General features: G+C 71.2%; 22 protein-coding genes and 5 tRNA genes. 17 read left to right on the top strand and 10 right to left on the bottom strand.

Annotation, left to right across the window (positions count from 1 at the left end; translation table 11 throughout):
- Window positions 1-5: 5 nt before the first annotated feature.
- Window positions 6-632 carry a thymidine kinase gene (locus JHW41_RS24975; RefSeq protein ID WP_057945788.1) on the bottom strand — a complete coding sequence of 209 codons (627 nt, stop codon included), beginning with the start codon at window positions 630-632 and terminating at the stop codon, window positions 6-8.
- Between the two features lie 265 nt (window positions 633-897).
- Between JHW41_RS24975 and JHW41_RS24970 the strand changes: the two genes are divergently transcribed.
- From JHW41_RS24970 to JHW41_RS24915, 12 genes are all read left to right on the top strand, one after another.
- On the top strand, window positions 898-2,880 hold the full coding sequence (locus JHW41_RS24970) for a UvrD-helicase domain-containing protein (RefSeq protein ID WP_250448257.1): 1,983 nt from the start codon (window positions 898-900) through the stop codon (window positions 2,878-2,880).
- Window positions 2,881-3,040: 160 nt separating this feature from the next.
- Entirely contained in the window at window positions 3,041-4,066 is a 1,026-nt protein-coding gene (locus tag JHW41_RS24965) for a DUF4272 domain-containing protein (RefSeq protein ID WP_250448255.1), read from the top strand.
- Between the two features lie 97 nt (window positions 4,067-4,163).
- Window positions 4,164-4,619: a GNAT family N-acetyltransferase gene (locus JHW41_RS24960; RefSeq protein WP_250448253.1), complete on the top strand. Its 456-nt coding sequence runs from the start codon at window positions 4,164-4,166 to the stop codon at window positions 4,617-4,619.
- Between the two features lie 357 nt (window positions 4,620-4,976).
- A tRNA-Leu gene (locus tag JHW41_RS24955) sits at window positions 4,977-5,062 on the top strand.
- Between the two features lie 18 nt (window positions 5,063-5,080).
- Window positions 5,081-5,166, top strand: a tRNA-Leu gene (locus JHW41_RS24950).
- Between the two features lie 29 nt (window positions 5,167-5,195).
- Window positions 5,196-5,282, top strand: a tRNA-Leu gene (locus tag JHW41_RS24945).
- Between the two features lie 24 nt (window positions 5,283-5,306).
- Window positions 5,307-5,391, top strand: a tRNA-Leu gene (locus JHW41_RS24940).
- Between the two features lie 23 nt (window positions 5,392-5,414).
- Window positions 5,415-5,501: transfer RNA gene (locus JHW41_RS24935), tRNA-Leu, on the top strand.
- Between the two features lie 124 nt (window positions 5,502-5,625).
- Window positions 5,626-6,141, top strand: coding sequence for a GNAT family N-acetyltransferase (locus JHW41_RS24930; protein WP_250448252.1), 516 nt, complete (start codon window positions 5,626-5,628; stop codon window positions 6,139-6,141).
- Between the two features lie 116 nt (window positions 6,142-6,257).
- Window positions 6,258-6,704 carry a RidA family protein gene (locus tag JHW41_RS24925; RefSeq protein ID WP_250448249.1) on the top strand — a complete coding sequence of 149 codons (447 nt, stop codon included), beginning with the start codon at window positions 6,258-6,260 and terminating at the stop codon, window positions 6,702-6,704.
- A complete protein-coding gene (locus tag JHW41_RS24920; protein WP_250448247.1) occupies window positions 6,701-7,294 on the top strand; it encodes a hypothetical protein in 594 nt (197 codons plus the stop codon). The genes JHW41_RS24925 and JHW41_RS24920 overlap by 4 nt, the downstream gene beginning before the upstream one ends.
- Window positions 7,295-7,651: 357 nt before the next feature.
- Window positions 7,652-8,599 (top strand): 5'-nucleotidase, lipoprotein e(P4) family, encoded by a 948-nt coding sequence (locus JHW41_RS24915; RefSeq protein ID WP_078996233.1) that lies wholly within the window; start codon window positions 7,652-7,654, stop codon window positions 8,597-8,599.
- A gap of 659 nt (window positions 8,600-9,258) precedes the next feature.
- Here JHW41_RS24915 and JHW41_RS24910 read toward each other — a convergent pair.
- From JHW41_RS24910 to JHW41_RS24895, 4 genes are all read right to left on the bottom strand, one after another.
- Window positions 9,259-10,278: a Csu type fimbrial protein gene (locus JHW41_RS24910; RefSeq protein WP_250448245.1), complete on the bottom strand. Its 1,020-nt coding sequence runs from the start codon at window positions 10,276-10,278 to the stop codon at window positions 9,259-9,261.
- Window positions 10,275-12,758: a fimbria/pilus outer membrane usher protein gene (locus tag JHW41_RS24905; protein ID WP_250448243.1), complete on the bottom strand. Its 2,484-nt coding sequence runs from the start codon at window positions 12,756-12,758 to the stop codon at window positions 10,275-10,277. Before JHW41_RS24905 ends, JHW41_RS24910 begins: the two co-directional genes overlap by 4 nt.
- The gene (locus tag JHW41_RS24900) at window positions 12,709-13,431 is read right to left on the bottom strand and encodes a fimbrial biogenesis chaperone (RefSeq protein ID WP_250448241.1); all 723 of its coding nucleotides are present in this window, start codon (window positions 13,429-13,431) and stop codon (window positions 12,709-12,711) included. The genes JHW41_RS24905 and JHW41_RS24900 overlap by 50 nt, the downstream gene beginning before the upstream one ends.
- 61 nt (window positions 13,432-13,492) lie before the next feature.
- Window positions 13,493-13,996 carry a Csu type fimbrial protein gene (locus JHW41_RS24895; RefSeq protein ID WP_250448239.1) on the bottom strand — a complete coding sequence of 168 codons (504 nt, stop codon included), beginning with the start codon at window positions 13,994-13,996 and terminating at the stop codon, window positions 13,493-13,495.
- Between the two features lie 379 nt (window positions 13,997-14,375).
- Here JHW41_RS24895 and JHW41_RS24890 point away from each other — a divergent pair, with 379 nt between their 5' ends.
- Window positions 14,376-15,674: a hypothetical protein gene (locus tag JHW41_RS24890; RefSeq protein ID WP_250448237.1), complete on the top strand. Its 1,299-nt coding sequence runs from the start codon at window positions 14,376-14,378 to the stop codon at window positions 15,672-15,674.
- Window positions 15,675-15,833: 159 nt separating this feature from the next.
- Here JHW41_RS24890 and JHW41_RS27705 read toward each other — a convergent pair whose 3' ends face one another.
- Window positions 15,834-15,962 (bottom strand): DUF6053 domain-containing protein, encoded by a 129-nt coding sequence (locus JHW41_RS27705; RefSeq protein WP_428995433.1) that lies wholly within the window; start codon window positions 15,960-15,962, stop codon window positions 15,834-15,836.
- On the opposite strand from JHW41_RS27705, the gene JHW41_RS27700 reads away from it, so the two are divergent.
- The 4 genes from JHW41_RS27700 to JHW41_RS24875 all read left to right on the top strand — a co-directional run bounded on the left by JHW41_RS27700 (window position 15,907) and on the right by JHW41_RS24875 (window position 22,043).
- A complete protein-coding gene (locus tag JHW41_RS27700) occupies window positions 15,907-16,086 on the top strand; it encodes a DUF6053 domain-containing protein (RefSeq protein WP_428995432.1) in 180 nt (59 codons plus the stop codon). The two genes, JHW41_RS27705 and JHW41_RS27700, sit on opposite strands and share 56 nt — an antisense overlap.
- A gap of 258 nt (window positions 16,087-16,344) precedes the next feature.
- Window positions 16,345-19,272, top strand: coding sequence for a glycerol-3-phosphate 1-O-acyltransferase PlsB (gene plsB, locus JHW41_RS24885; RefSeq protein WP_250448235.1), 2,928 nt, complete (start codon window positions 16,345-16,347; stop codon window positions 19,270-19,272).
- A gap of 105 nt (window positions 19,273-19,377) precedes the next feature.
- Window positions 19,378-20,589, top strand: a complete 1,212-nt coding sequence (locus JHW41_RS24880; RefSeq protein ID WP_250448233.1) for a hypothetical protein — start codon at window positions 19,378-19,380, stop codon at window positions 20,587-20,589.
- A 161-nt stretch (window positions 20,590-20,750) separates the two neighbouring features.
- Complete coding sequence (locus tag JHW41_RS24875; RefSeq protein WP_250448231.1) at window positions 20,751-22,043, top strand: hypothetical protein; 1,293 nt, start codon at window positions 20,751-20,753, stop codon at window positions 22,041-22,043.
- 211 nt (window positions 22,044-22,254) lie between these two features.
- On the opposite strand, the gene JHW41_RS24870 is transcribed toward JHW41_RS24875, so the two are convergent.
- The 4 genes from JHW41_RS24870 to JHW41_RS24855 all read right to left on the bottom strand — a co-directional run bounded on the left by JHW41_RS24870 (window position 22,255) and on the right by JHW41_RS24855 (window position 24,491).
- On the bottom strand, window positions 22,255-22,893 hold the full coding sequence (locus JHW41_RS24870; RefSeq protein WP_078996240.1) for a hypothetical protein: 639 nt from the start codon (window positions 22,891-22,893) through the stop codon (window positions 22,255-22,257).
- A gap of 11 nt (window positions 22,894-22,904) precedes the next feature.
- Window positions 22,905-23,561, bottom strand: coding sequence for a hypothetical protein (locus tag JHW41_RS24865; protein WP_250448229.1), 657 nt, complete (start codon window positions 23,559-23,561; stop codon window positions 22,905-22,907).
- Window positions 23,558-24,172: a hypothetical protein gene (locus JHW41_RS24860; RefSeq protein WP_057945804.1), complete on the bottom strand. Its 615-nt coding sequence runs from the start codon at window positions 24,170-24,172 to the stop codon at window positions 23,558-23,560. The genes JHW41_RS24865 and JHW41_RS24860 overlap by 4 nt, the downstream gene beginning before the upstream one ends.
- A gap of 109 nt (window positions 24,173-24,281) precedes the next feature.
- On the bottom strand, window positions 24,282-24,491 hold the full coding sequence (locus JHW41_RS24855; protein ID WP_057945805.1) for a YdcH family protein: 210 nt from the start codon (window positions 24,489-24,491) through the stop codon (window positions 24,282-24,284).
- Between the last annotated feature and the right edge of the window lie 124 nt (window positions 24,492-24,615).

The following is a 24,615-nucleotide window of genomic DNA, read 5'->3' as shown; positions in this document are numbered from 1 at the left end:
CGGGATCAGTTCGACAGCGGTAACGGCTGCTGCAGCGGCTCGATCGTGCCTTCCCCGCGCATCACCTTCTTGTATTCCTTGCGCGAAACCGAGATGTAGCGGTCGTTGCCGCCGATCTCCACCTGCGGGCCGTCGAGCACGGCGCGGCCGGCCGCGTCCACGCGTACGTTCATGGTCGCCTTTTTGCCGCTGTGGCAGATGGTCTTGATCTCGCTGAGTTCGTCCGCCCAGGCCAGCAGGTACTGGCTGCCCTCGAACAGTTCGCCGCGGAAATCGGTGCGCAGGCCGTAGCACAGCACCGGGATGCGCAGCGCGTCGACTACCTCGCTGAGCTGCCAGACCTGGGCGCGGCTGAGGAACTGCGACTCGTCGACCAGCACGCAGTGCAGCGCGCCGTGCGCGGCGATGTCGGCGCGGATCAGCGCCTCCAGGTCCTGGTCGCGCTCGAACGCCACGCCCTCGGCGCGCAGGCCGATGCGCGAGGCGACCACGCCGGCGCCGGCGCGATCGTCCAGGTGCGGGGTCAGGATCGCGGTGCGCATGCCGCGCTCGCGGTAGTTGTGCGCCGACTGCAGCAGCGTCGTGGTCTTGCCGGCGTTCATCGCCGAATAATAGAAATAGAGCTTGGCCATGCGCGCAGTGTAGGGCGCGCGGCGGCGCGGCTACAGACTTGACGGGGCGGGCCGGCGCGCTCCGGGCCGCGCGATGCCGACGCGGCGGCGCTCGCGCGTTGATTGCGCCGCGGCGCCGAGGCCGGCCGCGGCGCGCGTCGATGCGAGCCGCGCCCAGTGCCGGCGGCGTCTCAAGCGGCAGCGCGCCGATGGCCGAGCCGCGACCGCTGCCGGCGGCGGGTAGACTATCCGGCCAGCCCGGCCCCCGCCGGCGATCCGGCGTCCCATGCACGGTCTCAATCCTCCCCAGCGCGCCGCCGTCCTGAACACCGACGGCCCCCTGCTCGTGCTCGCCGGCGCGGGCAGCGGCAAGACCCGCGTGATCGTGGAGAAGATCGCCCACCTGATCGCTTCCGGCCGGATGCCGGCCAAGCGCATCGCCGCGATCACCTTCACCAACAAGTCGGCCAAGGAAATGCGCGAGCGCGTGGCCAAGCGCATCCGCGGCGACGCGGCCGACGGGCTGACCATCTGCACCTTCCACGCGCTGGGCCTGAAGTTCCTGCAGATCGAGCACGCCAAGCTCGGCCTGCGCCGCGGCTTCAGCGTGTTCGACAGCGACGACAGCAACGCCCAGATCAAGGACCTGCTGCCGGCCGGGACCAAGCCGGACGTGCTCGACGACATGCGCAACCTGATCTCGCGGGCCAAGAACGCGGGCCTGTCGCCGGAGCAGGCGATGGCCGAATCGCGCAGCCCGCGCGAGATCGAGGCGGCGACCGTGTACGAGCTGTACCAAAAGCGCCTGACCACCTTCAACGCGGTCGATTTCGACGACCTGATCCGGTTGCCGGTGCAACTGCTGGAAGCCGACCGCGACGCGCAGCTGGCCTGGCGCGAGCGCATCGGCTACCTGCTGGTGGACGAGTGCCAGGACACCAACGACGCCCAGTACCGACTGCTCAAGGCACTGGCCGGGCCGGCCGGACTGTTCACCTGCGTGGGCGACGACGACCAGTCGATTTATGCTTGGCGCGGCGCCAATCCGGACAACCTGCTGGAGCTGGGCAAGGACTATCCGACCCTGGAGATCGTCAAGCTCGAACAGAACTACCGCTGCAGCAACCGCGTGCTGCGCGCGGCCAACGCGCTGATCGCGCACAACCCGCACGAGCACCCCAAGACCCTGTGGAGCGACCAGGCCGACGGCGAGCGCATCCGGGTGTGGGAATGCCGCGACAGCGCGCACGAGGCCGAGAAGGTCGCCGCCGAGATCCACTTCCAGCAGCAGAAGCACAACGCGCCGTGGAGCGACTTCTGCATCCTGTTCCGCGGCAACCACCAGAGCCGCGCGCTGGAGAAGGCGCTGCAGCTGCTGCGCGTGCCGTACCACTTGAGCGGCGGCACCGCGTTCCTGGAGCGCGGCGAGGTCAAGGACGCGCTGGCGTGGCTGCGGCTGGTGGCCAATCCCGACGACGACGCGGCGTTCCTGCGCGCGGTCACCGCGCCCAAGCGCGAGGTCGGCGCGACCTCGCTGGCCAAGCTGGCGGAGATGGCGCGCCATGCGCAGCTGCCGATGTCGCGCATGGCCGAGTCGATCCACGCGATCAAGCAACTCACCCCGCGCGCCGGCAACGCGCTCGACGGCTTCGTCAACATCGTGCGCTTCCTGCGCGAGGAGGCCCAGCGCATCAGCCCCGGCGAACTGGTCGGGGTGCTGGCCGAGCGCAGCGGCCTGCTCGCCTCGATCCGCGCCCAGTGCAAGGACGAGGCCAGCTACCAGCGGCGCAAGGAAAACCTGGCCGAACTGTCGGGCTGGTTCGACGGCGGCCGCGGCTCCGGCCCCGGCGAACTGGCCGCGCAGCTGGCGCTGCTGTCGCACGCCGACAAGGGCGAGGCCGGCAACCAGGTGCGGCTGATGAGCCTGCACGCGGCCAAGGGCCTGGAGTTCCGCTTCGTCTTCATCGTCGGCGTCGAGGACGGCAACCTGCCGCACGACGCCAGCCTCGACGAAGGCCGCCTGGACGAGGAACGCCGGCTGATGTACGTCGGCATCACCCGCGCCAAGGAGCAGCTGTACCTGTCGCACTCGCGCGAAACCCAGCGCTGGGGCGAGCGCATCCGGCTCAAGCCGAGCCGCTTCATCGACGAACTGCCGCCCGGCGAACTGCAGCGCGACGGCGCCGACCCGGTCGCCGACGCCGAACGCAAGCGCGAACGCTCGCTGGCCGGCTTCGCCGCGATCAAGGCGCTGCTGGAAGAAGGCTGAGTGTCGCCGGGCCGCTGTGGGAGGGCCTTCAGGCCCGATGCCTTCCGCTCCGCTCGCCACGCACTCCCCGCCTTCCCCTTCCGCGGAAGGCGCAACCGCGCACGCGACCGCGCCGCACGAACACGCTAGGCTGGCGCCACTTCCCCCGAAGGCCGCGCCCATGCCCTTGCTGATCAACGCCTATTCCACGCTCGCCTCGCCGCCGCCGCCCGCGTTCCTGGCCCAGCCGCCCGCGCGCCGCGACCGCAGCGATCCGGAACTGGTGCCGCACCTGCAGGGCTTCGTCGGTTACGTGATGAGCACGGTCGAGGACGGCATGGACGCGCGCACCTTCGGCGTGCTGCGCCATCTGCAGCGGGTCCAGACCCAGTTCTCGTTCGAGGTGGACGAACGCGACTTCGACGCGCTCGCCGCCTGGGGCGAGGCGGCCAACGTGCTGTGCTTCCTGCCCGACGGCAGCGTGCGCGACGCCGCCGGCAACGTCCTGGCCAGCCGCGGCGAACCGCCGGTGGAGGCCGACGCCGCGCTGCCGTATCCGTCCGACGCGCGCGAACGCAAGCGCCGCAGCGAGGCCGAACTGCAGCAGCTCGGCGCGGCGCCGCCCGCGCACCTGCCGCCGGTGCTCGGCGCCGGCGAAGTGCGCCTGCGCGAGGCCGACGAGACGATGCGCCGCATGCTGGCCTTGTGCGCGGTGGCGGTGCGCGCCGAATCGCTGAGCTCGCAGCCGCTGTCGGTCGAGGAAATCCGCGCCAAGCTCGGCCCCGGCGTGGCCGCGCTGAGCCCGGCCGAGCGCGCGTTCATCGCCGCCGACAAGCCCGATGAGGAAACCTGGGCCAACCAGGGCTGGCGCTACGAAAGCGCCGCGCTGCTGCAATGGGCGTTGGGCCTGAGCGACGCCCTGCCGGCGCCGACCGCGATCTGCGATGCGGGCCGGGTCGCGCGCGTCGCCATCGACCACGCCGACGAAGCCGCCATCGCCGGCGCGCGCCTGCGTCCGTTGCCGGAACTGCTGGACGCGCTCGACGCGATCTACCGCCGCCACTGGCTGGTGCGCCAGGCGCGGCTGGACGACAAGCCCGCGCCGATCGGCCTGCATCCCAGCGTCGTCTACGAGCGCCACTACGCGCTGAACTGGCTGCTGCGTTTCGACGAGCAGGATTGGGACGAAGTCGGTACGCCGACCTGAAGCTAGCCGCGCGATCTTTCGCGTTTTTTGCGTCACCCGGAGATCCCGCCGCCTGAACCTTGTCGTCCGTCCCGCCACGCCCGCCGATCGCGCCGCCGTGCTCGCGCTGAACCTGGAAGCCGAAGCGCTGATGAGCCCGATGGACCACGCGCGCCTGCTCGCGCTGGAGGCGCAATCGGTCTACCACCGCATCGTCCACGACGGCCAGTCCGCGATCGCGTTCCTGCTCGCGTTCGACGAGCGCGCCGACTACGACAGCCCGAACTACCTGTGGTATCGCCAGCGCTATCCGCGCTTTGTCTACATCGACCGCATCGCGGTGGCCGCGAGCCACCGCAACCGCGGGATCGGCGGCCTGCTCTACGACGACGTGTTCGCGTTCGCGCGCGAACGCGGCGTCGGCACGCTCGCGGCGGAGTTCTACATCGAACCGTTCAACGAAGCGTCGAGCCGGTTCCACGCGCGCTTCGGATTCGGCGAGGTCGGGACGCAATGGGTCGCGCAGGGACGCAAGCGCGTGTCCCTGCAGATCGCGGCGGTGCCGCGCGACTGATGCAGTCGCGATGTTGCGCGCGCATCGCGAATAAAACGCGGCGGCACTTGCCTGCACGATTTTCGTTTTGCTATGTTGCGCGCATGGACATCATCTTCCACCGCCGACTACGCCTGAGCGCGCGACTGCATCGTCGCGACGCCGGCGTGCGTTCGAGCGGAATCCGACTAGGTTGACCCCATCGCTCCGATCCCTTGCGGATTGGAGCAGCCGGGGTCGCTAGCGGTACGACTCGAAGGCGCCGAAAGGCGCCTTCGTCGTTTTCGCCTTTCGGCATCGCATGCCACACCGATTCCGCTGCGCCTTCGCCGGCGCGGCGCGGGACCCCGCGCGCCTGCATCCGCATCGCCCTTCCACGCCCGAATGACGTAATGGAAAACGTGCAGCCCTGAGATGGCTGTGGCCGCAAGGCCGTGCGGGTTCGAGTCCCGCTTCGGGCACCACCTCGCATAACTCCATCCGCCCGGATGGCGAAACGGAAAACGCGCCGGTCTCAGAAGCCGGTGGCCGCAAGGCCGTGTGGGTTCGAGTCCCACTCCGGGCACCACCATCGACATCGACATCGATACACGCTGCGCCCAAGTGACGTAACTGGCAACCGTGCCGGCCTCAGATGCCGGTGGCCGCGAGGCCGTGCGGGTTCGACTCCCGCCTTGGGCACCAACCGAATCCAAACGCGATCCATCCGCCCGGATGGCGAAACGGCAAACGCAACGGTCTTAAACACCGTGGCCGAAAGGCGGTGCGGGTTCGAGTCCCGCTCCGGGCACCACCATCGACATCGATACACGCTGCGCCCAAGTGACGTAACTGGCAACCGTGCCGGCCTCAGACGCCGGTGGCCGCAAGGCCGTGCGGGTTCGACTCCCGCCTTGGGCACCACCGCATCGGCCGCCGCGAACGGCGATGCCGCGCGAAGGCAAAACTGCGATGATCGCGGCCAGTCCCGATGCATCGGTTCGCGCTTGATCGTGCCGCCTCTTCCTTCGTCGATCGTCTCGCCGCGATGATGCCGGCCCTGGCCCGTGTCGGCCTGCACCTGCGCCCGATGGCCATGGCCGACGCGCCGGCGTGGTTCGCCTATCTGTCGCTGCCCGATGCGGTCGAGCACACCAGCTGGCGCCTGGACGGGATCGAGACGCTGTATCCGCAGATCGCCGCGTCCAATCCGTTCCGCGCCGATGCGCCGGCCTTGTTCGCCATCGTCGACGACCTCGACGAGTTGGTCGGAACGGTCGGCTTCCACACCGTGCTCGACGCGCCGCGCGGCGGCGAGATCGCCTACAACCTGCATCCGGCGCATTGGGGCCGAGGCATCGCCAGCGAGGCTTGCGCGGCGGTGGCGCGGTGGGGGCTGGAACAGCGCGGCTACCGGCGGGTGGAGGCGTATGCGCTGGACAGCAACGCGGCCAGCCAGCGCGTGCTCGACAAATGCGGGTTCCGGCGCGTGCGCTTGGAGCCGGGCCTGCGCGCGGTGCGCGGGCAGCCGCGCGATTTCTGGCTGTACCGGCGCGAGGCCTGAGCCCGCCGTTGCGTTCGGCGCCGCGCGGCTTGCCAGCGGCGCGGCGGCGGACGATGATCCGGCCACTTCAACGGACGAGGTCGACGATCATGCACTGGTGCGTTTCCGCGGTTGGCTTGAGCCTGTGTTTCCTCGCCGCCGCCGCGTGCGCCGGCGAGCGCCCCGAGTTTCTCGCCTCGCCCGATCCGGCGGCGGCCGCGCTACCGTTCTCCGAAGCGGTGCGCAGCGGCGAGCTGCTGTTCCTGTCGGGCCAGATCGGCACCGTGCCGGGCGCCGACAACGCGTTGGCGAAGGGCGGGATCGGGCTGGAGGCCGAGCAGACGTTGAGCAACATCCGCGCCGTGCTCGAACGCCACGGTGCGTCGATGCGCGATGTGGTCAAGTGCACGGTGTTCCTGGCCGACATCGGCGACTGGCCGGCGTTCAACGCGGTCTATCGCCAGCATTTCAGCGCGCCGTTCCCGGCGCGCAGCGCCTTGGCGGCGTCGGGCCTGGCGATGGGCGCCAAGGTCGAGGTCGAATGCATTGCGCAGGCGCCGCGCAAGGCGGGCAAGCGGCGATGACGGCCTGGTTCGGTGAAGGTGCGCGCCGCGGGACCCGCATTGCGCGGCCGCGCGGCGCGTGGCTGCGCGTGGCTGCGCTGGCGTTGTGTCTGGCGGCGGCGCCGGTCGCGTTGGCCGACGAGGCGGAGCGCTACGCGCCGCCCGGCGCCGCGCTGTCGGAGCCGCGCGCGCATCCGGATTGGCCGTGCCTGGCCTCGTTGCTGCAGCAGATCGTCGACGACCAGGGCGCGCGCGGTGTCAACGCCCTGCATATCGGCCGGGTGGTGCGCGAGGACGACGACGGCAACGACTTCGTGCGCGTGTACTGGCCGCGGCGGCGCGCGATCTTGCTGGTGTCGCTGAACCGCAACGGCTGCGCCGATCCGGACTATCGCTACGATTCGCTCGGACTGGGCTGGTACCGGACCAAGGCGCGCATCGATCTGGATCACCACGTGCGCGCGACCGAAGCCGAGATCAGCGGAAGCAGCTTCCTGGTCACGCGCGCCTGGGCCGACGCGGTGATCGCCGAATGCACGACGCACGGCACCGAACTCAAGCTGCGGCGCGCGCGCCGACGGCGCAAGGACGCGGACGCCGACGCGCTGTAGCCGGCGCGGGTCGCGGCCGAGGCGTCGTCGGTTGCCGCTCTGGCGAAGGCGCCCGCTCGGACGTCCGCCGACCAGCCAAGCCGGGCCGCGGCAAGCGCAGAGCCGTCGGCCGCCGGGATCGGCCCGTGCAGCGTTTGCCGAAACCGGGCATTGGCTGGATCGAGGCCGTTGCTCAGGCGGCGGGGATCGGCCTTTCGCCATGCCCCGACCTGCCGCGCGGCGCGCCGCCGGTGCCGGCAGCGCCGCCGCGCCCAGGGCGGCCGGCCCCGACCGGAGCCTCCGCGCCGGCGCCGGCGCATTCGACACCCTTTCGCGCCGCGGCCTACACTCCCCGCCTTTCCCAGGGGATTCCAGCGCATGCAGATCCGCGCCTCTCTCGTCCGCGTTCCCGTCGCCGCGCTCGCCTGCGCGCTGGCGCTGGCCGCGTGCAAGCCGCAGCCGGGCCAGCCGGCCGATGCCGCCGCGCCCGCGGCGCCCGCCGCCAAGCCCGACGCTGCCGCCGCGGCACCGGCCGCCGCGGCCAAGCCCACCGGCGCCGACGACAACCTCAACGCGGTGCTGTGGATGCAGCGTTCGGTCGAGTACCGCGCCAGCGCCGAGACGATCTACCGCGCCGCCGCCGACAAGCTCGATGTCGCGCTCAAGCAGCCCAACTGGGATGCGCTGGTGCCGGACGAGCGCGGCAACGCCGCCAAGGGCCTCAAGCCCGCGGTGGTGATGGACGTGGACGAGACCGTGCTCGACAACTCGCCGTACCAGGCGCGGTTGGTGCGCGACGGCAAGGAATACGACGAAGTCACCTGGGACGCATGGGTGGCGGAGAAAAAAGCCAAGCCGGTCCCCGGCGTGGTCGAGTTCGCCAAGGCCGCGCAGGCCAAGGGCGTGACCATCCTGTACCTGTCCAACCGCGCGGTGCATTTGAAGGAGGCCACGCTCGCCAACCTGCGCAGCGTCGGCCTGCCGGTCGCCGACGATTCGGTGTTCCTCGGCCTGGGCACGGTGGTGGACGGTTGCGAGCAAAACGGCAGCGAGAAGAACTGCCGCCGCCTGCTGGCCGGCAAGCAGTACCGCGTGCTGATGCAGTTCGGCGACCAGATCGGCGACTTCGTGCAGGTGGTGGCGAACACGCCCGAAGGCCGCGACGGCCTGCTGGAGCAGTACCACGACTGGTTCGGCGAACGCTGGTGGATGCTGCCGAACCCGAGCTACGGCTCGTGGGAGGCGATGACCTTCAACAACGACTACAGCCAGTCGCGCGAAGCGCGGCGCGAGGCCAAGCGCAAGGCGCTGGATGTGGCGCCGTAAAGCGTCTCAGCGCTTCATGTGATTATTTATTCATATGAATCAATAGTTTATATCGCAATACTTCAGGTATTGCATTAACTTGGCCGCGGCGTTAGTCTGCCCGCATCCCGGCTGCGGTCGGGGCCATGCCACAACTCGTACTCTCCGGCGCAAGCCGGATTTGAAGGAGGCCTCGCGCCTCCTTTTTCTTTTCTGCGCAGCCGTCGTCGCCCCTTGTAGGAGCGGCGCGAGTCGCGACCGCGATACCGCGCTTGCGGCGGACCTTGGATAAGCATTCGCCACGCGCACGCGTGCGTTTTGTGTCGGCTCGCCACGCGCACGCGTGCGTGTTGTGTCGGCCGGTTCGCGTGGCGTTTTCCGGTGGGTTTCGCCGCAACGGATTTGGCGCGGTCGCGGCTTGCGCCGCTCCTACAGGTAGGCCATGCGGTTTGCGATGCGGCTTTGATGTTTCGGCTGCTGTTGTAGGGGCGGCGCGAGCCGCGACCGCGATACCGCGCTTGCGGCGGACCTTGGATAAGCATTCGCCACGCGCACGCGTGCGTTTTGTGTGGGCCGGTTCGCGCAGCGTTTTCCGGTGAGTTTCGCCGCGACGGATTTGGCGCGGTCGCGGCGTGCGCCGCTCCTACAGGCAGGCCATGCGGGTTTGCGATGCGGCGGCGTCAGTAGGTGACGGCGACGACGACGGTGTCGGTGTAGCTCCCCGGCGTCGCGGTCTGCGGCGCCACGCGTCCGTACACCGTTTGCGATTGCGCCGCGCCGGTGCCGGTGCCGCTGACCGTATCGGTACCCAGCGTCGTGCCCCAGCGCTGGCTGCGGCCGCTGTCGCGGTAGAGTTCGTAGGGCACGAACTGGCCGCCGGCGCTGCGCATGCGGCGGATGTTGCCGCTGGCGTTGAGGCCGTTGCCGATGCCCAGTTGCCAAGCGGTGCGGCCGGTGCAGGTCAGGCCGATCGCGGTGGTGCGGTCGACGTTGGCGGTGACGTAACCGGGGACGCTGCCGAAGGCCAGGTCGGGTACCGGCTTGGGGCTCAGCGCGCAGGTGTTGGGCACCGAGCCGTTGACGGTGAAGGGAAAGCTCGACGGCGTGCCGGTGCTGCCGCCGCTGACGCAGGAGGCCGGCATCGGCGGGGTGCCGAGCAGCGCTTCGGCGTATTGGAATTCGATGCGGGTGTCGGCGGCGGCGGTGAAGCGGTTGCGGTAGGTGCCGGCGTTGAGCGCGGTCTGCGCGGGGATGCGGCCGTACAAGGTCGCGGTCAGGGTTTGGCTGCCGCCGATCGCGATCACTTCGTAGTCGAACTGCAGCGGCAGGAAGTTCGGCACGGTCGCGTTGCCGCGCGCGCCCCAGATCTGGCTGCGCGCGCCGTCGGTGTAGAGCTGCATCTGCATCGCGTCGCCCGGGGTGTTGGTCATGCGCCGCGGCGCCAGGGTGCCGCCGCCGTCGGTGCCGCTGAAGATGCTCACGCACATGTTGACCCGGGCCCGCGCCAGCAGCGACAGCGCGCCGGTCGAGCAGGTGACGGTGAGGGTGGCGGTGGCGTCGACGGCGGCGCCGGTGGTCGCGGCGAAGTTGAGGTTGGTCATGCTCCCCGTGCACGAGGTCGCCGCGTGCGCGGGCGCGGCCAGGGCCAGCGCGGCGAACAAGGCCAGTGCGCAGCGCAGGATCGCGGCGCGCGCGCTCATCGCCCGTCCTCGCGCACGCACGCCAGCGGGCCGAGCCGGGCGATGCCGCGCGCGTCGGCCGGATAGTCGAAGCGCACCGTGCAGGCGCCGGCGGGCGTGTCCACGCGCAGTTCGTTGCGCGGCTGCAATTGTTCCAGGTAGGTCTCGCCGTCGTAGCCGACCACCGCCTGTTCGCCGTTGCCCGCGCGTACCGCGCTGCCGAGCGCCAGCGGCGCGCCGGCTTCGTCGCGCAGCGCCAGCACCGCGGCGCGGATCGTGTCGATCGCGAAACGCACCACGGTGCCGGAGCGGTCGCGCGGGGTGGCGTCGGCCTCGACCCGGTCCAGGCGGGTGTCGGCCGGCAGTTCCATCGGATCGATGCCGATGCGGTTGCGCTGCCAGGCGTTGAGCGGCGTCACCAGCAGCATGCCGTCGGCGTCGGTGCGGCCGAACGGGCGGTTTTCCAGCAGCACCGGCACCCCGGGCACGCCGGTGGAGACCACCGCGAACGCGTCGCTGACGCTGCGCGCGGCGAAGGCGTGGCCGCCCATCCACACCAGCGCGCCGCTGGCGCTGGCGTAACCGTAGTCGCGCGAACCCTGGCGCGCGTAGCCGAGGTTGACGCGGCCGGTTTCGGTCAGCCACGCGGCTTCGGCCAGCGCGCCTTCCTCGCTGTCGCCGCCGCGCGCCTGCAGGCGCCAGCCGAAGCCGCCGTCGCCGGGCACCGGGCGGCTCAGGTCGATCGCGCCCTGGTCGAGCCCGCCCTGGTCGAGCCCGCCGGCGCGCTGCGCCGAGACGCTGAGCTGGGTGCCGGGGCGCCCCGGATCGGGTTGCAGGTTGAGGGTGAAGCCAAGGTAGACCGTGCGATCCGCGCCGCGGTCCAGGTTCTGGTTGTAGGACAGGCTCAGCGAGGCGCGGCTGCGCAGGTTGCGGCTCCAGGTGGCGCCGGCGTAGCGCGCCGGCGGTTCGCCGCGGTAGAGCAGGCGCACGTAGCTCAGGCCGAGGCTGCCCAGGCGCGCGTCGCTCCAGCCGATCACCGCGCGTTCGCTGACCCGCGGCGCGCCCAGGCCGTAGCGCGAGGCGAGGTCGCGGTAATCGCCGTGGGTGCGCTGGGTGTCGGCGGCGAAGTTGAAGCGGCCGTTGCTCCAGTTGTAGGCGGCGGTGTATTGCCAGCCCGCGTCGCCGCCGTCGCGGCCATGGCTCAGCGACGCGCCGAACACGCCGGCCCGGCCGAGCAGCCAGGCCGCGCCGAGGCCGGCGTTGGCGACGCCGTCGCCGCCTTCGCCGTGCGCCTGGAAGGTCAGCCGGTCGCTGAGGCCGTAGCGCAGGTCGGCGCTGAGCAACGGCGCGCTGCCGTATTCGAACGAACGCAGCGCGTAGTCCTCGCGCGCCACGCCCAGGCTCACCGACCAGTCCGACAGGCCCTTGGCCAGCAGTTGCTGCGCGGCGTAGAACGGGAAGTCGAGGGTGCGGACGCGGCCGAACGCGTCGGTGACCACCAGCTGCGCGCTGCCGGCGCCGGTGATGCCGGGAACGGTGGTGAGCTGGAACGGCCCGGGCTGCACCTCGCCGCTGTACTGGCGGATGCCGTTGACGTACAGGTCCACCGCCGACGGCACCGCGACTTCGCCGGCCAGGGTCGGCAGCGGCGTGGTGATGCGGTAGGGCTGCAGGCCGAAATCGCGGCCGAAGCGCACGCCGCCCAGGCGCAGCGGGCGGGTCCAGTCGAGCTGGCCGCTGATCACGTCGCCGACGGTGACGGCGAACATCGATTCCGGCCGCGACCAGCGCCAACTGGTGTCGAGCCGGATCGAATCGGTGCGCCGCGGCGCGCCGTCGTCGCGGTAGTGGCGGATCACCCCGGTCTGGCTCAGCACGCTGTCGGCGAACGCGCCGCGGCCCAGGCCGAACGCGCGCGCTTCGACGAACGCCGTGGCGTTGTCGCTGCGGTCGTCGCGGCTGGCGTAGAGGTCGTAGTTGAGCAGCAGGCCGGGCGAGGCGGTGGCGCGCGGCACGTCGGCGCCGGGTGCGTTGAGGCGCTGGGTGCGCAGGTCCAGCAGCGACAGCGGCGCGTCGATGGCGACGCGCTGCTGGGCGGCATCGAAGCGCACCGTGGTGCCGGCCAGTTCGTCCGGCGCCAGCGTTTCGCCGCCGTCGCGGCCGGGCAGGGCGAAGCCGATCGCGCGCAGGGTGGCGACGCGGGCGTAGAGCCGGCCCGCGCGCAGTTCGAACGGCTGCGGCGGGCCGAACGCGGTCTGGTTGAGGCTGACTTCCAGGTACAGGCTCAGGTTCGCCGCCTGCGCCGCGCCGGCTTCGGCGATGCCGGTCCGGTGCGTGCCGGCCTGTGTCGCGCCGGTCTGGATCGTGCCGGCCTGGGCCGGCGGCGGCAACGCCGGCGGCTCGGCCGCATGGCCCGGCGGCGACGCCAGGAGCAGGCCGGCCGGCATGGCTTCAGCGAGCCGGCGGGTCCAGCGCCAGCGCCTGGGCGTCGGGTTCGCCATTGATCCTCGCTTCCAGGGTGCCCGGTCCGCGCAACAGCGCGGCCGGCGCCTGCAGCGCCCAGCGCATGCGTTGGCCGGCGTGGGCGTAGCCGAGCAGGCCGGCGGCGATGGCATGGCGCCGGCCTTGCGCATCGACGAAGGTGAGGTCGGCCAGTTGCGCGTGCTGGTCGCCGCGGTTGTCCACCGCCAGGAACGGCCGGTCGTCTTCGAACTGCAGTTGCGCGCGCAGCCGCGGCGCGATCGGCCCGGCCGCGGCGGGGGCGAGGAACACCGGCACCGAATAGCGCAGCACGAACTGCAGGCCGGGGGCCTGGGCGGCGTCGGCCGGCGGCAGCTCGTCGACGATCAGGCGGTACGCGGTCTCCTGCGCCGGCGGCGCGCCGAGCCGGATCACCCGCACCAGTTGGCGCGCGCCGGGCGCCAGTTCCAGCATCGGCGGGCTCACCGCCAGGCCGGGATCGGGTTCCAGCCGCTCCTGGCCGTCTTGCTGCAGCCAGCGGAACACCCGCACCTGCGCGCGCAGCGTGGCCGGCCCGGTGTTGTTGAGCCACAGCGCGTCGGCCGGGCGGTCGCGGGCGAGGGTGAGCTGGGTCGGGGTGACCTGCAGGCCGGCGGCGAGCGCCGGACAGGCCGGCGCGGCCAGCGCCGCGCCCAGCGCCAGCCGGATCGCCAAAGTGTGGGCCGCGAAAGTGCGGACCGCCTGCCGGAACCGGCCGCCGCCCATGCCGCGGCGGTCAGTAGGTGATCGTGGCGATCACCACGTCATTGTAAGTACCAGCGGGAAAGTTGGCGCTGGGCGTGCGCCCGTACACCGGGACGTTGACCGCCGCGCCGGTGCCGCTGCCGGCCAGCACGTTGCCGCCGGCGCCGACCGTGCTGCCCCACACGTCGCCGGGGCCGCGCGCGGCGGCGCGGTAGAGCTGGTAGGGCACCAGGTTGGCGCCGTTGGCCATCTTGCGGCTGTTCACATCGGTGCCGTTCTGGCCGTTGTCCAGGCCGATGGTGTAGGCCGTGCCCGGCGTGCAGTTGACGGTCAGCTGGCCCTGCTGGTCGACGTTGGTGGCGCTGGAGGACACGCTGCCGAAGTTCACCGGCAACGGCGCGGTGGTGTGGATGTCGCAGACGCTGGTGATGGTGATGGTGACGTTGAGGTTGGCGGTGTCGGACGCCGCGAACGCGGGACCGGCGACGGCCAGGGCCAGGGCAGCGAAGACGCTACGGCTCGATACGGAACGCATGGTTCGTTCTCCTGCGCGCGGGGCGCGATGGTCGGGCGAGCTTGTTTGCCGGTTTTGCCCGTTTAGAACGCATAAAACATGCCAGCGCGGGCACCTTAGCCATGCGGCCCAGGGCTGCGGGTGACCCCTTTCACAAGACGCGGGGCCGTACCTGTTCAGCCGCATTTCTGCACGGACGCGCACGAAAACGCAGTGACGCACTGGGTCTTAACGCTTCGACCCATGCCGTCGCCAACTGTGCGTTCGGGTCGCAAACGTGAGCCAGCGTGAGCCCGCGGCTTGTGCCCCGCCGGGGCCGGGGCCAAGATGCCGGTCCGCGGATGCGCTCCGCGCCAGAGCCTCCGCCCGTATGTCTCTCGTTCGACGCGCCGGCGCCGCCGTGCTGACGACCGCCGTCCTGTTGGCGGCGGCCGGCTGCGGCCCGGATCCGGCCCCGGCCGAGACGGTGCCGACCCTGCCGGCGCAGGCGGTGACCCAACTGGTGTCCGACCTGCGCCGCAACGACCTGGCCGGCTACGCCCGCCACGCGGTGCCGCCGGAACTGCACCAGCGCCTGGAGCAGGCCTGGAGCCAGGGCCGCACGGTGTGGCCGCTGACCGAGCTGCCGCTGGACGACCGCTTCGCGTCGTTCATCGCGGCCCTGGCCGAGCAGGACGCCGAGCGCAAGCTGGTGGCGACCTACCGCCGCCAGTTCGCCGGCGCCGATACCGAACTGCAGTCCGCGGCCAAGACCCTGGGCCTGTTCGCCAGCCAGTACGTGCGCAGCGAGCCGGGCTACAGCGAGACCGAGCGCGACCACCACGCCCAGTTGATCGAGGCGCTCAGCGGCTGGGCCCAGACCGCGCCGCTGGGCGATTCGCAGCGCGCGCGCGAGGCGATTCCGCAACTCGTCTCGGCCGCGCGCGCGACCGGGTTGGCCGGCCCGGACGGGTTCGCCAAGGCCGGCATGGACCGCAGCCTGCGCCGGCTCGGCCCGTTCGCGGAACGGCTCAAGCAGGTGCTCGGCCAGTACGGCCTGGGCCTGGACGCGGCGCTGGACAGCGTCGACGCCAGCCTGGCCGAACAGACCGGCGACACCGCGCGGGTGCGGGTGCGCTATCAACTGGCCGGGCAGCCGGTCGACGCCTATGTGCTGGTCGAGCGCATCGACGGCCGCTGGTACCTCAGCGACGTGCTGCGCCATGCCCGCGCCGAAGCCGAGGCGACGAGCAAGCCGGCGCCGTCGGCGACGATGGCGCAGCGGTTGGCGGCGCTGGCCAAGGTCCAGGCGCGGGCGCCTTCGGCGGTGCCGGCCAAGCCGGCGGCGGCGCCTGCGCCGGCCGTGCCGGCCACGGTGGCCGGGGACCAAACCGGTGCGGCGCCCGGCGCCGTGCCGGGCGCGGCGACCGAAGGACTCAAGCCGGTGGGCGCTGCCTCGCCGGCGGCGGCCGAAGTCCGGCCCGAAGCCGCCGGCAAGGCCGCCGGCGCCCGCCCCGCCGAGCGCGCGCTGCCCGAAGGCAAGCCCGCCGAGGCCCGGCCGAGCGCGGTCGACGGCCGGACCGGCGCCGGCGCGAAACCCGCCGCGGGCGAGGCAAAACCTGCCGCCGCGGGCAAATCCTTCCCGGCCGAAGCCAAGCCGGCGAGCCGACCCGCGGCCAAACCGACCGCGGCCACGGGCGAGCCGCCGAAGCCGCGCTGAGCGGCCGGCGCGGGTGGCGCTGCGGTGTGGGCGCCCTAACTGCCGTGGGTGCTCAGCGGTTGTGAGAGCCATTCGGCTGTTACGAGGGCTCAGCTGTTACGGGGGCCCTTCAGCTGTCGTGGGGCTCAAGCGGTTGTTGGGCTCAAGCTGTTGTGGGGCTTAGCTGCTGCTGTGGGGCTTAGCTGCTGTGGGGGGCTTGGCTGTTGTGGGAGGGCCTTCAGGCCCGACGCTTTTGTTCCAGCTCGCGGCGACCCGACCGAACAGCGTCGGGCCTGAAGGCCCTCCCACAACAGAAAGGCTCTCCCAGCACAGCGGCCCCCCAGCACAGCGGATCCCAAGCACGGCGGGCCCCCAGCCCGGCACGCCCCTCCCGCCACAGCCGTCCCCGCGCCGCGGCCACACAGAGCGGTGACGCCGGCGTCGCCGGCCAGGGCACACGAGCGTCCCATCGCCGTATGCCCCGCCCAGGGCCGCAGTCCCGGGCCCGGTCTGGGGCCGAATAGGCATAATGCCGGCAATGCCGAAACAGACGCCCCTGCCTTTCCCCGACGCCGCGCCGGCCGACGCCGCGCCCGCCTCGGGCGATGCCGTGCCGGCCGCGACGGATCGACCCGATCGCGCCGCCGACCCGGAGCAGGACCGCGCCAGCGCCACTTCAGTCTCATCGAACATGCCCCAAGCGTCCGACCCGAATCCTTCCGAGCAGCCCGGCCAGGCGGCCGCCGAACGCGACGACAGCGTCCGTCCCGCGGCCGACGGCAGTGCAACTGTCCGCACCGCGGCCGACGGCGCCGGCTCCGCCGCGCCCGCGGAAAATGGCGCCGACAGCGCCGACAGCGCCGACAGCGCCGACAGCGCCGACAGCGCCGACAGCGCCGACAGCGCCGACAGCGCCGACAGCGCCGACAGCGCCGACAGCGCCGACAGCGCCGCTGTGTCCGTGCCCGCCGGCACCGGCCATGCGGCGTCCGCCGCCGGCTCGTCCGGCCCCAGCGACCCGCCCGACGAGCACGACCCAGAACAGCCCGAACTGCCGATCGCGCCGCCGGCCGCTGCGGCCGCACCCGCCGCCGACCCGGCCGCGGCCGCGCCGCGCCCGTGGTGGGCGCGCCTGCTCGGCCAGCTGATGGCGCCGTGGGTCTCGCTGACCGTCGAGCCGAAGAACCCGCAGCAGCACATCGCCGAGCAATGGCACGGCCGCCCGGTCTGCTACGTGCTCGAAGACTACGGCCTGTCCAATGCGCTGATCCTGGAGCGCGCCTGCCGCGAGAGCGGCCTGCCCTCGCCGCTGCAACCGCTGCCGGGCGATCCGCTCGGACGCAAGCGCGCCTACGTGGCGCTGTCGCGGCGCAACGCCGGCACCCTGGCGCCGGCCGGCCCGCCCTCGGCCAAGACCCACTCGGGCTCGCTGGCGCGGCTGCTCGACGCGCACCGCGCCGACCGCCAGCTCGACGTGCAGCTGGTGCCGGTGTCGATCTTCGTCGGCCGCGCGCCGGACCGCACCAGCGGCTGGTTCTCGGTGCTGTTCTCGGAAAACTGGACCCTGGTCGGCCGCTTCCGCCGGCTGCTGGCGATCGCGCTCAACGGCCGCCACACCACGGTGCGGTTCTCGCCGCCGGTGTCGCTGCGCGGCATCGTCGACGAAGGGCTGGAGCCCGAGCGCACGGTGCGCAAGCTCTCGCGCGTGCTGCGTACCCACTTCCGCCGCATCCGCGCGGCGGTGATCGGGCCCGACCTGTCGACCCGGCGCATGCTGATCGACCGCGTGCTCGCCAGCGATCCGGTCAAGGAAGCCATCGCCGACCAGGCCCGCCGCGACAGCACCGACGTCGCCGAAGCGTGGAAGAAAGCGCATGCGATGGCCTACGAGATCGCCGCCGACTACTCGCATCCGGTGGTGCGCTCGGCCAGCTTCCTGCTCACCCCGGTGTGGAACCGCATCTACCGCGGCGTGCTGGTCCATCACCTGGACAAGCTCAAGCAGGAAGCGCCCGGCTTCGAAGTGGTGTACGTGCCCTGCCACCGCAGCCATCTCGATTACCTGCTGCTGAGCTACCTGCTGTACACCAAGGGCATCGTGCCGCCGCACATCGCCGCCGGCGTGAACCTCAACCTTCCGGTGGTCGGCACGATCCTGCGCAAGGGCGGCGCGTTCTTCCTGCGCCGCAGCATCCGCGGCAGCGCGCTGTATTCGGCGGTGTTCTCCGAATACGTGGCGCAGCTGGTCGCCGGCGGCTACTCGATCGAATACTTCATCGAAGGCGGACGCTCGCGCACCGGCCGGCTGCTGCCGCCCAAGGGCGGCATGATCGTGATGACCGTGCGCGGCTTCCTGCGCCAGCCGACCCGGCCGGTGCTGTTCCAGCCGGTCTACATCGGCTACGAGAAGCTGATGGAGGGCAACAGCTACCTCGACGAGCTGTCGGGCAAGCCGAAGGAAAAGGAATCGATCTGGCAGCTGCTGTGGGGCATCCCCAAGGTGCTGCGCTCCAACTACGGCCAGGTGGTGGTGAACTTCGGCGAGCCGATCAAGCTCGGCGACATGCTCGCCGAGCACGCGCCGCAGTGGGACGGCCGCCCGCTGGAGGAAGACGACAAGCCGCAATGGCTGTCCGACACCGTCGATGCGCTGGCGCAGCGGATCCAGGTCAACGTCAACCGCGCCGCCGACGTCAACCCGATCAACCTGCTGGCGCTGGCGCTGCTGTCCACGCCCAAGCACGCGATGGGCGAGGCCGACCTGCTCGCGCAGATCGCGCTGAGCAAGACCCTGCTGGCGGAACTGCCGTACTCCGACCGCGTCACCGTGACTCCGCACACGCCGCAGGAAATCGTGGCGCACGGCGAAGAGATCAACGTGCTCGAACGCATCGCCCATCCGCTCGGCGACGTGCTCGGCGTGGACGAGGACAAGGCGGTGTTGCTGAGCTACTTCCGCAACAACGTGCTGCACCTGTTCACCGCGGCGTCGTGGATCGCCTGCTGCTTCCAGCACAACCGGCGCATGAGCCTGGCCGGCGTGCTGCGCCTGGGCCGCAGCGTGTATCCGTTCCTGCAGGCCGAACTGTTCCTGCCGTGGAGCGAGGACGAATTCGCGCAGCGCCTGGCGCGCACAGTCGAGGTGTTCATCCGCGAAGGCCTGCTGGAGAAAGTCGCCGACGACGACGGCGGCATCCTCGCCCGCAACGCCGGCCAGACCGACGAGGTGTTCCGCCTGCGCGCGATCGGCCACTCGCTGCAACAGGCGTTTGAGCGCTACTACATCGCCATTTCGGTGTTGGTGAAGAACGGCCCGGGCACCTTGTCGGCGGCCGAACTGGAAAGCCTGTGCCAGCTCGCCGCGCAGCGCCTGTCGCTGCTGTACGCGCCGGCCGCGCCGGAGTTCTTCGACAAGACCCTGTTCCGCGGCTTCATCCAGAAACTGCGCGAACTGCGCCTGGTGTGGCCCGACAGCGAGAACAAGCTGGCCTTCGACCAGCGCCTGGACACCTGGGCCAAGGACGCCAAGGTCATCCTCGGCCGCGAACTGCGGCATACGATCGAGAAGATCAGTCCGGAGATGGCGGCCAAGCCGGCGGCGGCGCCGGCGGCGGGCTGAGGCCGCCGCCGCTATGGCGCGTTTGCGCAAAAACTGCGCTCAAAACTAATCCGCCAACCGACCGCGATCGCGAACGCGAGCACGTGCGATACGCCGGTGCGTTTTATGGCCGCTTTCAGCGATTGTCCGACCGTGTCGGCTAATGGAATACTGCCGCGCTTTCAGGGGATGCTCGAAGGGGTCGTCAGTCGTATGAAGAGGTTGTTGCCGTTCGCCGCGGCTGCTTTCGCGTGCGCTTTTGCGCCCGCGGCGGCTGCGGTCAAAGAGGATGTGGCCGGTTACACGGCAGAGCGTTCGGCGTTGGCCGCTTCGCTGCCGGTGAAGATCGTCGTGCTCGATACCCGCGTACGGCCGCAGATCGGGCTCACCCATCGCGCTATCGCCGATGAAAGGCCGCGGGCGCCGGACGTGCGAGCTGCCGCGTTGGGTGCCGCCTTGGCCGGGGGATTGCTGCCGGCATTGGCGATAGCGGGCGCGGAGCGGCAGAAATTCCACAACTGGGCCAGGGATGCTTTCGCTCCGATCAAAGCGTCCGGTTGCGATTTGCGGATCGACCCGTCTTTGCCCAAGGCCGTTTCCGATGCGGTGCGCAGGAGCGCCTGGGGCGCTTCGACGCCGATCGAGACGGTGTTCGCCGACGGGCGTGGCGTGGATAGGGCGATCGAGCAGGGCGCGCCGCGCCAAGTTGTGAGCCTCAGCAGTTCGCTGGCGCCGGACATGAATGCGCTAGTTACGACCGCGCAGATCCAGGCCTATGCCCAAACCGAAGGCGCACCGCGTTGGCAACGTGAGCCGGTTTGGCGCGATGAGCTGATCGTCGTGTCCGATCTTGTGGAGGTTCCCTCGAAGACGCAGGCCGACGTCGACCGATTGGCCGAACAAGAGCGGGCGCGTTACCAGGCCACCGGCAACGCGGAGAAGATCCGCAAGCTCAATGCACAGGGCGGCGGAGACCGGTTCGACCGCAAGCTCGCCCTTGAGGCGCAACGGCAGCACGAGCGCAACATGGAGGAGGCGCTAGCCGGCATTTGGCCGCTCGAAGTCGAGAAGCGCATGCGCGCGGATGCCTGGAGCGCGAACGATTGCGCGCGAATGCGCGAGGCGATCGATCAGGCCGGCCTGGATCTGGGGCGGATGCTGGACGCTCTGTACGCGCAACAACTGCCGCCTCGACTCGACCGCGAAGCCAAGCCGGTGTCGGACGATGCAAACGGCCGCCATCCGCACCCGCTGCCGGGCGGCATCTATGTTTATCGCGCCGACTACGACCAGATTCCCCTGGGTTATCGCCAGGACCTGTTGAAAGTCGACGACTGAGGCGGGCAGGCGCCGCGCGCGGCCGAGGTGGGGCGGCTGGGCGCGGCGGCCGGTGCGGTCTCCCTGCCCCGGCCGGATGACGATGCAGGCTGATATTCGTCACTCTCGATCCGGGCGGTGCTCAGCTAACATGCCAGGACGTTCCGTCTGGGTTCCAGCCGATGTCCGTCGTCACCCCGGCATCAGACCTCGCCGCCGCTGCATCCGGGCCGTCCTTGGGCGACAGCCCCGGCGCCTGGCGCGAAATCCCGCTGCTGTCCGCGCGCCTGCTGTGGCGGCACTGGCCGGCGTTGGCGTTCTGGTTCTTCGCCCAGCGGGTCTGCTACGACCTGTTGATGGACCTGGCGGTCAAGCTCGGCGAGCGCTCGCTGCTGCTGTCGTTCGCGGCGCTGTCGGTGCTGATCGTGACCCAACTGGCCGGCACCATCTTCATGTTCCAGTCGCTGCGGCCGTCGCTGCCGATGCTGGCCGGCGGGGCGACCACGCCCGACACCCGGCCGGATCCGCGCGCGGTGCGCAAGCAGTGGATCACCGCGCTGGCGATCGCGCTGCTGCCGTTCTTCGCCTATTACGTCGGTTGGGGCTTGATGGAGAGCCTGCGCCGCTATTTCACCACCGCCTACATCTTCGGCGTGTGGGAGCGCGAGGACCTGCGCCACGTGCTCACCCTCAAGGGCCTGTGGATCGCGCTGGCGGTGGCCTGGGCGGTGCGCTGGTTCAGCAAGCGCCGCGCCGTTGCGTCCGGGCATGCGTCGTGGAGCGTGCTGGCGACGGTTTGCGAAGCCTATTGGGTGTTCGTCGGCGTCGCCGCGATCGGCCAGATGGTCAAGGCCGGGCAGGAGTGGTGGCACCAGCGCGCGGTGTACGTGGCGGTGAGCGATTGGTGGGAAAGCCCGACCGCGCTGTTCAAGCTGCTGGCGCCGGCCAAGCGCGCGCTGGCGCCGGCGTGGGAGTTCGTCGCCACCGCCGCGGGCGCGGTGGCGTTGCCGCTGATCTGGCTGGCGATCACCGCGATCGTCTACGGCATCGATCTGCGCAAGGCCCAACGCATCGACGCCGCCGACGCGCCGCTGGAGCGCGCGGTGGCGCGGTTCAAGGCCATGCACTTCACCCTGCGCATGCTCGCCGACAAGGCCAGCGCCGGCTGGACCAGCAAGGGCGTGCCGGTGGTCAACAGCCTGCGCCTGGTGCTGCGCGCGGGCCTGCCGGCGCTGCTGACGCTGTGCGTGTGCTGGCAGCTGCTGGCGTACCTGGATTCGTGGTCGTGGCGCTGGATGCAGCAGTGGGTCGGGCCGACGGACCCGGGTTGGCAGCGGGTGCAGGGGCAGATCTACGCGGTGTTCCTCAACACGCCGCTGTCGTTCCGCACGTCGTTGCTGACCGATGTGCTGCGCGTGGTGTTGCTGGCGGCGACGTTCGACCGGGCGATCGCGCGGCTGCCGCGGGTGGGGTGAGAGGGCGAACGCCCCTGGGTTTCGCGGCGTTGCCGCGACACGACTTCGACGTTTCTGGAAGGCTTCCGAGCGAGGGCGGCTTCGACGGTGGGAGGGGCTTCAGGCCCGACGCTTTTGTCCCAGGTCGCTTCGACGCGGTTGAGCGAAAAGCGTCGGGCCTGAAGGCCCTCCCACGAAGGCCTTCGGCGAGAGCCGTCGCGCGCCATTGCGGCTACAGCGCGAATTCCAGATAACGCCCGCCGACGGTCTCCGAGCGCTTCATCTCGATGCGCGCGCGCAGGTCCTCGAGGCGCTGCCCGCGCGGCAGCACGAAGGCGTGCTGGAACGCGAACGGCCGGCCCGGCACCGCCAGCACCTGCTTGAAGGCGTCGTCGTAGCCGCTGCCGCAGGTTTCCGGCAGGCGCGGGCCGGACAGGCGCGGCAGCGCGGCGCCGCCGGTGTCCCAGCGCCGGCCCTGGGCGTCGACGATCGCGCCGCGGCAGCCGTCGAGGTCGACGGTCTTGGTGCCCGAATCGGGGATCACTTCGTAGCGCAGCAGCACCACTTCGGCGTCCTTGCGCAGCGGGCCGCGCAGGCGCGGGTCGCGCGCGGGCACCGACTCGGCCGCGACCAGCTTCCAGCGCGCGCCGGCGAACGCGGTCCAGTCGTGTTTGTTGGCGGCCACCGCGATGCTGGGGTTGAGCAGGCGGTACTGCCGCAGCGCATCGCGGTACGGCAGCCACAAGGCCAGCGCGCCGAGCACGGCGGTGCCGGCCAGCCAGCCGGCGTTGCGCCGCCACCAGCCGGCCGGCGGCGCGGCGGGCGAGGCGGCGGGTGCGGCGGATGCAGTGGTGTCGTCGGTCGTCGTCATCGGTGCGGCGCTCACATGCGCAGGTCCAGGACCGGCTTGGCGTCGGCGCGCAGCTTGTCGGCCGCGGCCTTGTCCAGTTTCAGGTCGACATCGACCAGGCTGTCGCCGCCTTCGGGCAGCAGCAGGCCCCAGTAGAACTGCAGGTGCGCGCCTTCGAGCTTGTCCGGCGGCAGTTCGAAGAACCAGGCGCCGGTCTCGGCCAGCCCCGGCGCCAGCTCGCGCTCGCTGAGGTTGATGCCCTTGAGTTTCGGCCGCTCCTTGTTGGAGGCGACATACACCAGCCCGTCGCGGGTGCGGATCTGCGCGGTCAGGTAGCCCGGGCGCTCGAGCGCCTCGACCTTGGCCAGCACCGACAGCCACACGCCGGGACTGCGCAGCACGCGGTCCTCGGGATGGCTGAAGTCGCCCTTGAGCAGATAGGCCTGGGCGACCTTGAGCTTGCCGACCTCGACCGCGAAATTGCGCCCGGCCGCGCGCGCGGCCGGCGCCGGCTGCAGCAGCGGCGCGTCGCGCTGTTCGTAGCTGGACTGGCCGTTGCGCAGCGCCACCACCGCCGCCAGCGCCAGCGCGATCCACAGCGCGTCGCGCCAGCGCCAGCGCGGCAGCCGCCAGCGCGCGTGGGCCGGCGCGGGCGCGGGCTGCGCCGGAGTGGGCGAGGGCGCGCTCATGGCGCCACCAGCCGGTCGCGCAGATCCTGCACGGGCAGTTCGAACTTGGCCTTGGGCGAGTCCTGGATCCAGCCGCTTTCGCCGTTGAGGTAGGCCTTGGCCTTGTAGTCGCGGCCGAACAGGCCGAACGTCTGCGACGGCGCGTAGACGTAGCCCGGCGGCAGTTTCCACACTAGATCCACGCGCTGTTTCAGCCGCGGGTGCAGGTCGCCCAGGATCGTGTGGTCGTCCGCGGCCAGCGGCAGGTCGGCCTTCACCGCCTCGCGCTTGGGCCCGACCAGGATCAGGTCCTTGATCAGGTAGTCGTAGCTGCCGAAGCTGCGCCCGGTGCGGTTCTCGATGTCGGCCTGCAGCACCAGGTAGAGCTGGTTCGGTTCGATCCGGCCGCCGGGGCGGTAACGCGCCACCCAGGCGCGCAGCGGCGTCACCGCCATCGCCCCGGACTGCGCGCGCTGGCCGGCCGCATGGCTCGGCAGCGGCTTGGTCTTGCTCTTGGCCGGCTTGAAGCCGCCCAGGGCGATGGTCGCGACCAGCGCGGTCGCGGCCACGGCCGCGGCGGCCTGCCACCACGGATTGCGCGCTGCGCCGATCAGTTCGTCCTTGTTGGCCATGCCCGGACCCGTTGCGAGTGCGCGCACCGTAGCACAGGGGCCGCGGCCGGCTGCAGCCAATGGCGTCACCCGGCGCGCATGACAGCTGCCATGCGCGCGGCGCCGACGCTCAGGCCGGTTCGTCGGGAATCAGCGCGCTTTCGAGCCGGGCGATGCAGTCCTTGAGCCACAGCTTGCGCTTCTTGAGCCGCTTGACGGTGAGTTCGTCGGCCTGCGGGTCCAGGCCGAGCCGGTCGATGGCCGCGTCGAGGTCGCGATGCTCCAGCCGCAGGTCGGCGAGCTGGCGGGCGATTTCGGCGGCATCGGCGCTGACGGTCATGGCTTGAGCTTAAACCGCCGCCGTGTCCGCCGTCATCGTCCGTCGCGCGTCGCGCTGAAACCCGCGCGGCGGCGGGCTGCGGGCGGTGCGGGGCGTGTTCACCGACCCTTGGCGTAGAATCGGC

Origin of the sequence: Lysobacter enzymogenes (assembly GCF_023617245.1) — a bacterium.
Taxonomy (GTDB): Bacteria; Pseudomonadota; Gammaproteobacteria; order Xanthomonadales; family Xanthomonadaceae; genus Lysobacter; species Lysobacter yananisis.
The sequence above is the reverse complement of the archived record's forward strand: the minus strand, read 5'-3'. Positions and strand labels throughout refer to the sequence as shown.